Here is a 6,581-nt window from a genome sequence, read left to right as displayed (position 1 = left end):
AGGGACTTGCACCCTGCAAGACGCATCAAGATTAAACTTGACGCTCTAACGCCCGGCTAAGCCGCCGGAACGGAGTTGATTGTTTTGTGCGAGCGTAGCGGAAAAGCACAAAAAGGAGCAACGCAGTGGAGGTCGGTTTGAGCCGTTTGTTAAATGCTTACACCGCATGCCTATCCCACGCTTCGCCATCGCTAGGCTCGAACAGGCATTCATTTATACCGGCTTTATTCAATTTGTATTTGGCGAGTCTATTAAGCTCTGGCTCATACCTATAAATACTGGAAGAATACTTTCCGTTGATAAGAGCGCCGGTTATATCTTTAGCCAGTTGAAGCTCCTGATCGAAGTGTCCATCAGGATTTATAGACTCAACGTATTTTTCATCTAGCCAATCGGTGCCACCTAGATACCAAAATGCCATCAACGCTGTACCAAAATCACAAAACCTATTTTCTATAACCGACCTGATTGCCTCAATGCCATCGTCGCAATTGTAGTTCCATAAAAAATAGTGAAGCTCAGCAGTTGATTTGATGGATTTTGCGTACCCCACAAAATCACATTCTTCGCTTTCGAAGAGAAAGCGGCTCAATCTTTTTGCTTCAATTTCAGTCAGATCCATAATTGGCATTTAACATTTGTATATCCATCAGACGCTTTTCCCGGCTGACATTTTCACGAGAAAAAAGGCTAAACCCCCGCCACTCGTAGCTTGCAGCGAATACTACCCCTTCCAAACCTAAAAATATACTATCAGACCAAGACCGAATATTATAATATCCGCGCAGCACTCTAACGCCATAACCATCTGATTATTATAAACATTTAAAAATCACCTCCCGAAATATCTTAATATTCACCCAGACGGAATATTAAGATATCCCCCCCTTTACAGCCGAATGCCAATCAACCACCTCAGCCAGGAAAACGCCGTAAAGCCTTAATTAACTCTATTTGACAACGCTTATCATCAGCATAAAGCGCGCGTTGTGATACCTTGGCTAATTGTTTACATACCCCATCAAGTTCTGGTTTTTGCTCCGCGATACGCAAGCTAAAAGCTGCGATGGTTTCATCGGGTGTGCGTGTTAGCCCGTATTGTTGAGCGGTTAAATCAAAGGCTTTGAGTGCGCGCTGTAAAGGCGTATGCCTTTGCCATTTTGGGCGCACAACAACCAAGGTGTAGCCCCCCAATAAAAAAACAATAACAATAATAAAGCCTACCCCTACACGCCAAGGCTCTACCCCGCCAAATAAACGTGTTAATAAGCGGTTCTGTTTTTCTGAATCGTAGCTCAGCACCCAGCGATTCCACACATACCCTGCTGCGTCGAAGCGGTGGCGCAAATTAGTCATCCACTTTGGTGCATCAAACTGACCAGAGGCTACCATTTCTTTTTCGGCATCACTTAACGCATTACCAATGCCTTTCTCTATTCGCTGCGGTGCTACCGCGCTGGTGGGGACTATGCGGTGCCAGCCTTTGTCGTCCAACCAAACTTCTGTCCAGGCGTGGGCATCGGCTTGTCCCACCATCCAATAATCTTCCAAAGCGTTGTAGGTTCCACCTTGATAACCCACCACAACACGCGAAGGCACACCCGCGGCACGCATGAGCACGGCAAAACTGCTAGCGAAATGTTCGCAGAAACCCCGCTTGGAATTAAATAGAAACTCATCAACACTGTGCTCGCCCAACAACGGTGGCTGCAAAGTGTAATAGAAAGATTGGTTGTACCACGCCAATGCTTTTTCGATCAGCGCTTCTGGCGTTAAGCCCTCCAGCGTCCAGCGCTGCGCGAGTATTGTGGTTTGAGGATTAAAATCTTTTGGCAAACGCATCAGTTTTGCACGCTGCTTGGGTGTTAGTTCGGGCCAAACAAAATCCGCAGCTGGCATACTCACCACGCTGTATTGCAAACGCGACATAACCGGTGCTTGCGCAGCGATAAGGCCTTGCTGCGTAATGCGAGCACGGGCGCGCTCTGTCGAGACTTTAATGGGCTCGGCCAAAGAGAATAACCACTGGTATTGATGTGGCTCAACAATAATATCGTAATCTAATAAGCCATCGAGTTTTACATCGGTTGAACGCTGGCTCCAGACCATATCCCATTGCGGGTCTAAATTCCAACTGCGGCCATCAAAGGTATCCAAAACTAAACCGCGCCAATACATATCGCGCGGGGCAGGAATTTGCGCACCTTTAAAAGTGACCCTAAAGGCGGTACCCGCTGAACGGACTAAATTACCAAGATCACCCGGTGATAGCGAATCACTAAAGCCTGTATTACCGCCACCTTGTGGCATAGGCACGCGCCACAGCGGGCCGATACGCGGCATGATGACAAACATAACCACCATTAAAGGCATTGCGTGCAATAACAAAACCGCACCGGTTTTTATTTTATAGCGATAAGAGAATTGGCGGGTTAAATAAATAGTTTGCCAAGCGGTAATTAATACAACACAAGAAACACACGCATACAACGCGGCTAAAAAACTTTGAGCAAATAAAAACTGAGCGGCAACCGCAACAAAGCCAATAAATAATAAAAGCAAACCATCTTTACGGGAACGCAGCTCTAGTAACTTAAGTACAAAGGCGCAGACCAAAAAGCCTACCATTGGCTCAACGCCGACAGCACCACTGTAAGATGCCATTAAGCCTGCAACGCAAGCGCCACCTAAAACAAATTTAATCGTAGACGATGGATAACTTAATTTCCCTGCATGTATGCGCAAGCGCCAGACCATAGCACCTAGCCATACCAACCACAGCCAGATGGGCAAGCGAATAAGTAACGGAATAATCACGACACCCTGCGCCACAATTAGCCACAATAGGTTTTCGTGGCGTACCAGCTTTTGTCGCTGAAAAGCCTCGGTAGATGCATCCATGGCTACTGTCCGCTCAGGCTAATATCAAAGCGCGCCAACGCCGACAACACACTTAAACGATGACCGTCATCCAATGCCGGGGGTAATTGTTTGCCCGGCAAGCGTAAACCATAGGCAATGCCCAATCGATCAAACTCCAAAGCCCAATAACACAATGCACTTAGCCGATCTTCAGGCTCTAAATGTAAAAAGCTTTTCCACTCTAGCCAAGTATCGCTATTGCGAGCACTGGCATATTCTTTTGAATATAGGCCTTGTTCGCGCGCGTAGTGTTTCCATGCGATGTGTTTGACGGGGTCGCCAGCGCGGTACTCTTTTAAACCCGCAAAATCATCCCCGCCGGCCACTTGCTCGCCAGAATCGCCATCCCCTTCACCTTCGGCCTGCACAGGAAATTGTACTTTTAAAGGTTTGGGAAATACGACGGCTCGTGTATCTAAGTTTAGCCATGTCCAACATCGAATAAGCCCTAAGGGGAAGGTACTTTCGAGTAATAATTTACCGGGGTTTAAATAACCCCGTTTAACCGCCTGTAAACCCACTTCAATTTGAGCCGTTTGTTTACCATCACTGCCGGCCTCAAAATCAAAGCAGGCCTCTTCGCCATTCCACCAACGAATCGTTAAATTATCACTTCCCTTCGCACGCGCACCTTCAATCTCAAGTACAAAATAAACAGTCTCACCCACAAAGGCTGGCTTTGCGCCTAATACTTTAATGCGCAAACCCGCTAAATTGGCATAGGTATGTAAAATCGATACCACAACTAAGCTCATTAATAAGTAGCTTAATGCCAGTATTAAATTGTTTTGGTAGTTAGTGCCTAAAAGCCACAACACCAAACTTAAACTTAAAAAACCAAAGCCCGTTAAGGTCGGAAAGGTATACAGGTTTTTACGCGTTAGCAGCACACTGCGGGCAGCGGGAACACGCTTATCCACCCAGCGAAAGAAGCGCGCCTGCCAGCGATTAGGTTTGCGCTCGATATAGGACGCACGCCTTACCGATTCTTGCGGCGATGTTACCGCTAGTTTTGGCAAAAAACTGGATAGGCGCATCTAAGCAACCACCGGAACCGATTTCAACAAATGCTGAACAAGGTCTCTATGTGCGTGGCTGCCCTCCACATCACCACCGCGTACGCGGTGGTCAACAACCGAAGAAGCGACGGCTTGAATATCTTCTGGAATCACATAATCGCGCCCCGCTAACAGCGCCCAAGCTTTAGCGGCACGCAACCACGCTAAAGCGCCCCTTGGCGACAAGCCATACGTAAAGTGGGCATCGACACGCGTAAACTCAACTAATTTTTGCACATAATCCAATAACGCATCGGTTGTGCGTACAGCAGCCACATTGGCTTGTAGTTCGGCCAGCTGCGCCGGTGTGATAATGCCCGTCATCGCCTGGATTCGAGCACGGGGATCGACGCCTTGCAGCAATAAGCGTTCGGATTGATGATTGGGGTAACCCAAGCTAAGACGCATTAAGAAGCGGTCTAGCTGTGATTCGGGTAAGGCGAAGGTACCAGACTGGGATAAAGGGTTTTGCGTAGCGATAACAAAAAATGGCGCCGGCAGCGGACGTGTCTCACCTTCAATTGTCACCTGCCCTTCTTCCATGGCTTCGAGTAAAGCACTTTGGGTTTTAGGCGTGGTGCGGTTAATTTCGTCGGCAAGCAACAACTGCGTAAAAATGGGACCGGGATGAAACTGAAAGGCCGATTGCACCTTATCAAACACCGCGACACCTAGGATATCAGCCGGCAATAAATCGCTGGTGAACTGCACTCTTTCGTACTGCAGGCCCAGTGCCTTAGCCAAGCATTGCGCCAAGGTCGTTTTACCCATGCCGGGCAAGTCTTCTATCAACAAATGCCCTTTGGCGATAAGACACGCCACGGCGAGTTTAACTTGCTGGTCTTTACCCAGAAGTACCTGCCCTACGGCGGCGACAATCTCTGTGAGAAGCGGCTGCATTCTTTATCCTTTTTATCGTCTCAAACCTGAGCATAGCCAAACTTTGCAGGCAGTGCTCAACGTGAAAGTAGATAGGCAGCCGCGCGAGCCATTAGTTCACGGGTCAGTAATACCTTAAATTGCCGCAAAGCCTCGATCAAGATCGATAATCAGGTCTTCTATATCCTCTAAACCAACCGCAACCCGAATAAGATTTTCTTTAATACCCGCAACGGCTTTGTCTTCTGGGCTTAAGCGGCCGTGGGTGGTGGTCGCGGGGTGGACGATGGTGGATTTCGCATCACCTAAGTTAGCCGTTAAGGACATTAGACGGGTGGCGTTAATAAAGCGCCAGCAGGCGGCTTTATCGCCCTTCACTTCAAACGATAACACCCCGCCAAAAGCCGACTGTTGTTTAGCCGCCAAAGCGTGACCCGGATGAGAAGGCAAACCGGCATAATGCGTCGCTTCAACCTGAGGGTGCGCATCGAGGTATTCAGCCATAATTTGCGCACTAGCACTGTGCGCCTTCATGCGCAAACCCAAGGTTTCTAAACCTTTACTGAAGACCCAAGCATTAAAGGGGCTCATGGTTGGGCCGCAGGTGCGAATAAAACCCAGCACTTCAGCCATATGTTCTTTATTGCCGACAACAGCCCCCCCTAAACAACGACCTTGGCCATCGAGGTATTTCGTCGCCGAGTGAATGATTAGATCAGCACCAAGCGCTAAAGGTTTTTGCAATGCCGGCGTGCAAAAACAGTTATCAACGGCCAGCAAGCAATTATTGGCTTTGGCGATAGCGGCTAAGCCCGCTATATCGGCTACATGGCACAGCGGGTTAGAGGGGGTTTCGCAAAAGAGCAGCTTGGTATCTGGCGTTATGGCGCCTTGCCACTCGGCTAAATCGGTTAAGGTCACTGTAGAGACTTTGACGCCGAACTTCTGTAAATACTTGCTAAACAATACCGTGGTGGTGCCAAAAACACTGCGCGAACACACCACGTGATCGCCAGCTTTTAACAGCGCCATGCAAGTGCTTAATATCGCAGCCATTCCCGATGCCGTTGCAACAGCGGCTTCACCACCCTCCATTGCGGCAATACGCTCTTGAAACGTATTGACAGTGGGGTTGGTATAACGCGAGTAAACATTGCCGGGTTCTTCGCCGGAAAAACGCGCAGCGGCTTCTTCGGCACTTTTAAACACATAGCTTGATGTCGCGAAGATAGGCTCGGCGTGTTCACCTTCGGCGGTGCGGTGTATACCGGCGCGAATGGCTAAAGTATTGATACCCGCACTCTCGAGCGGATCATCTAAAGGGTGGTCACTCATACAAAATTCCGTTCATTCAATCGTTGTGGCGACTTTAGGGTCGAGGAAACAATATTTCATCCACTAATGCTTGATCTCGACGTCCTTACCTTCGTTGCTCAAAGCGTTACATGCCCCGGCATGCGCCCCTTTAAGCGCCTCGATAAGAAAGCCGATCTCTTCGCCTAATTGGATAAACTATTATTGCCTCGCCCCTTAAGGAGTAATCGCGAATAATAAAATTCTATCATGGCCTAGGGGCGGGGCAATAACAGCTTGTCCAATTAGACGATGCCGCATGCCGGTACACGTAACGCTTTGAGCAACGCCGCTGAGGAAGCAGGAGGCTAGTATTATTGCATAAAGTATTTGTAACTATTCAGCCATGCTCAAATAGACCGGCAAATT

5 protein-coding genes are annotated in these 6,581 nt (G+C 48.5%); all 5 read right to left on the bottom strand.

The genetic code is table 11. The annotated features are described in order from the left end of the window. Nucleotides 1-157: 157 nt before the first annotated feature. Nucleotides 158-622, bottom strand: a complete 465-nt coding sequence (locus tag AC3A8L_RS18720) for a DUF4274 domain-containing protein (RefSeq protein WP_487963799.1) — start codon at nt 620-622, stop codon at nt 158-160. Between the two features lie 293 nt (nt 623-915). Beyond that, nucleotides 916-2,901 carry a transglutaminase TgpA family protein gene (locus tag AC3A8L_RS18715; protein ID WP_487963798.1) on the bottom strand — a complete coding sequence of 662 codons (1,986 nt, stop codon included), beginning with the start codon at nt 2,899-2,901 and terminating at the stop codon, nt 916-918. 2 nt (nt 2,902-2,903) lie between these two features. Further along, nucleotides 2,904-3,959 (bottom strand): DUF58 domain-containing protein, encoded by a 1,056-nt coding sequence (locus AC3A8L_RS18710; RefSeq protein ID WP_487963797.1) that lies wholly within the window; start codon nt 3,957-3,959, stop codon nt 2,904-2,906. Further along, entirely contained in the window at nt 3,960-4,880 is a 921-nt protein-coding gene (locus tag AC3A8L_RS18705) for an AAA family ATPase (RefSeq protein WP_487963796.1), read from the bottom strand. Between the two features lie 114 nt (nt 4,881-4,994). Beyond that, the gene (locus tag AC3A8L_RS18700) at nt 4,995-6,194 is read right to left on the bottom strand and encodes an O-succinylhomoserine sulfhydrylase (RefSeq protein ID WP_487963795.1); all 1,200 of its coding nucleotides are present in this window, start codon (nt 6,192-6,194) and stop codon (nt 4,995-4,997) included. Nucleotides 6,195-6,581 lie beyond the last annotated feature (387 nt).

This window comes from Marinagarivorans sp. (assembly GCF_982758155.1).
This window is presented reverse-complemented; position numbering and strand designations above follow the sequence as displayed.

Coding starts and splice junctions, on each gene's coding strand:
- AC3A8L_RS18720 (WP_487963799.1), bottom strand. CDS start 622: ATGGATCTGACTGAAATTGAAGCAAAAAGATTGAGCCGCTTTCTCTTC.
- AC3A8L_RS18715 (WP_487963798.1), bottom strand. CDS start 2,901: ATGGATGCATCTACCGAGGCTTTTCAGCGACAAAAGCTGGTACGCCAC.
- AC3A8L_RS18710 (WP_487963797.1), bottom strand. CDS start 3,959: ATGCGCCTATCCAGTTTTTTGCCAAAACTAGCGGTAACATCGCCGCAA.
- AC3A8L_RS18705 (WP_487963796.1), bottom strand. CDS start 4,880: ATGCAGCCGCTTCTCACAGAGATTGTCGCCGCCGTAGGGCAGGTACTT.
- AC3A8L_RS18700 (WP_487963795.1), bottom strand. CDS start 6,194: ATGAGTGACCACCCTTTAGATGATCCGCTCGAGAGTGCGGGTATCAAT.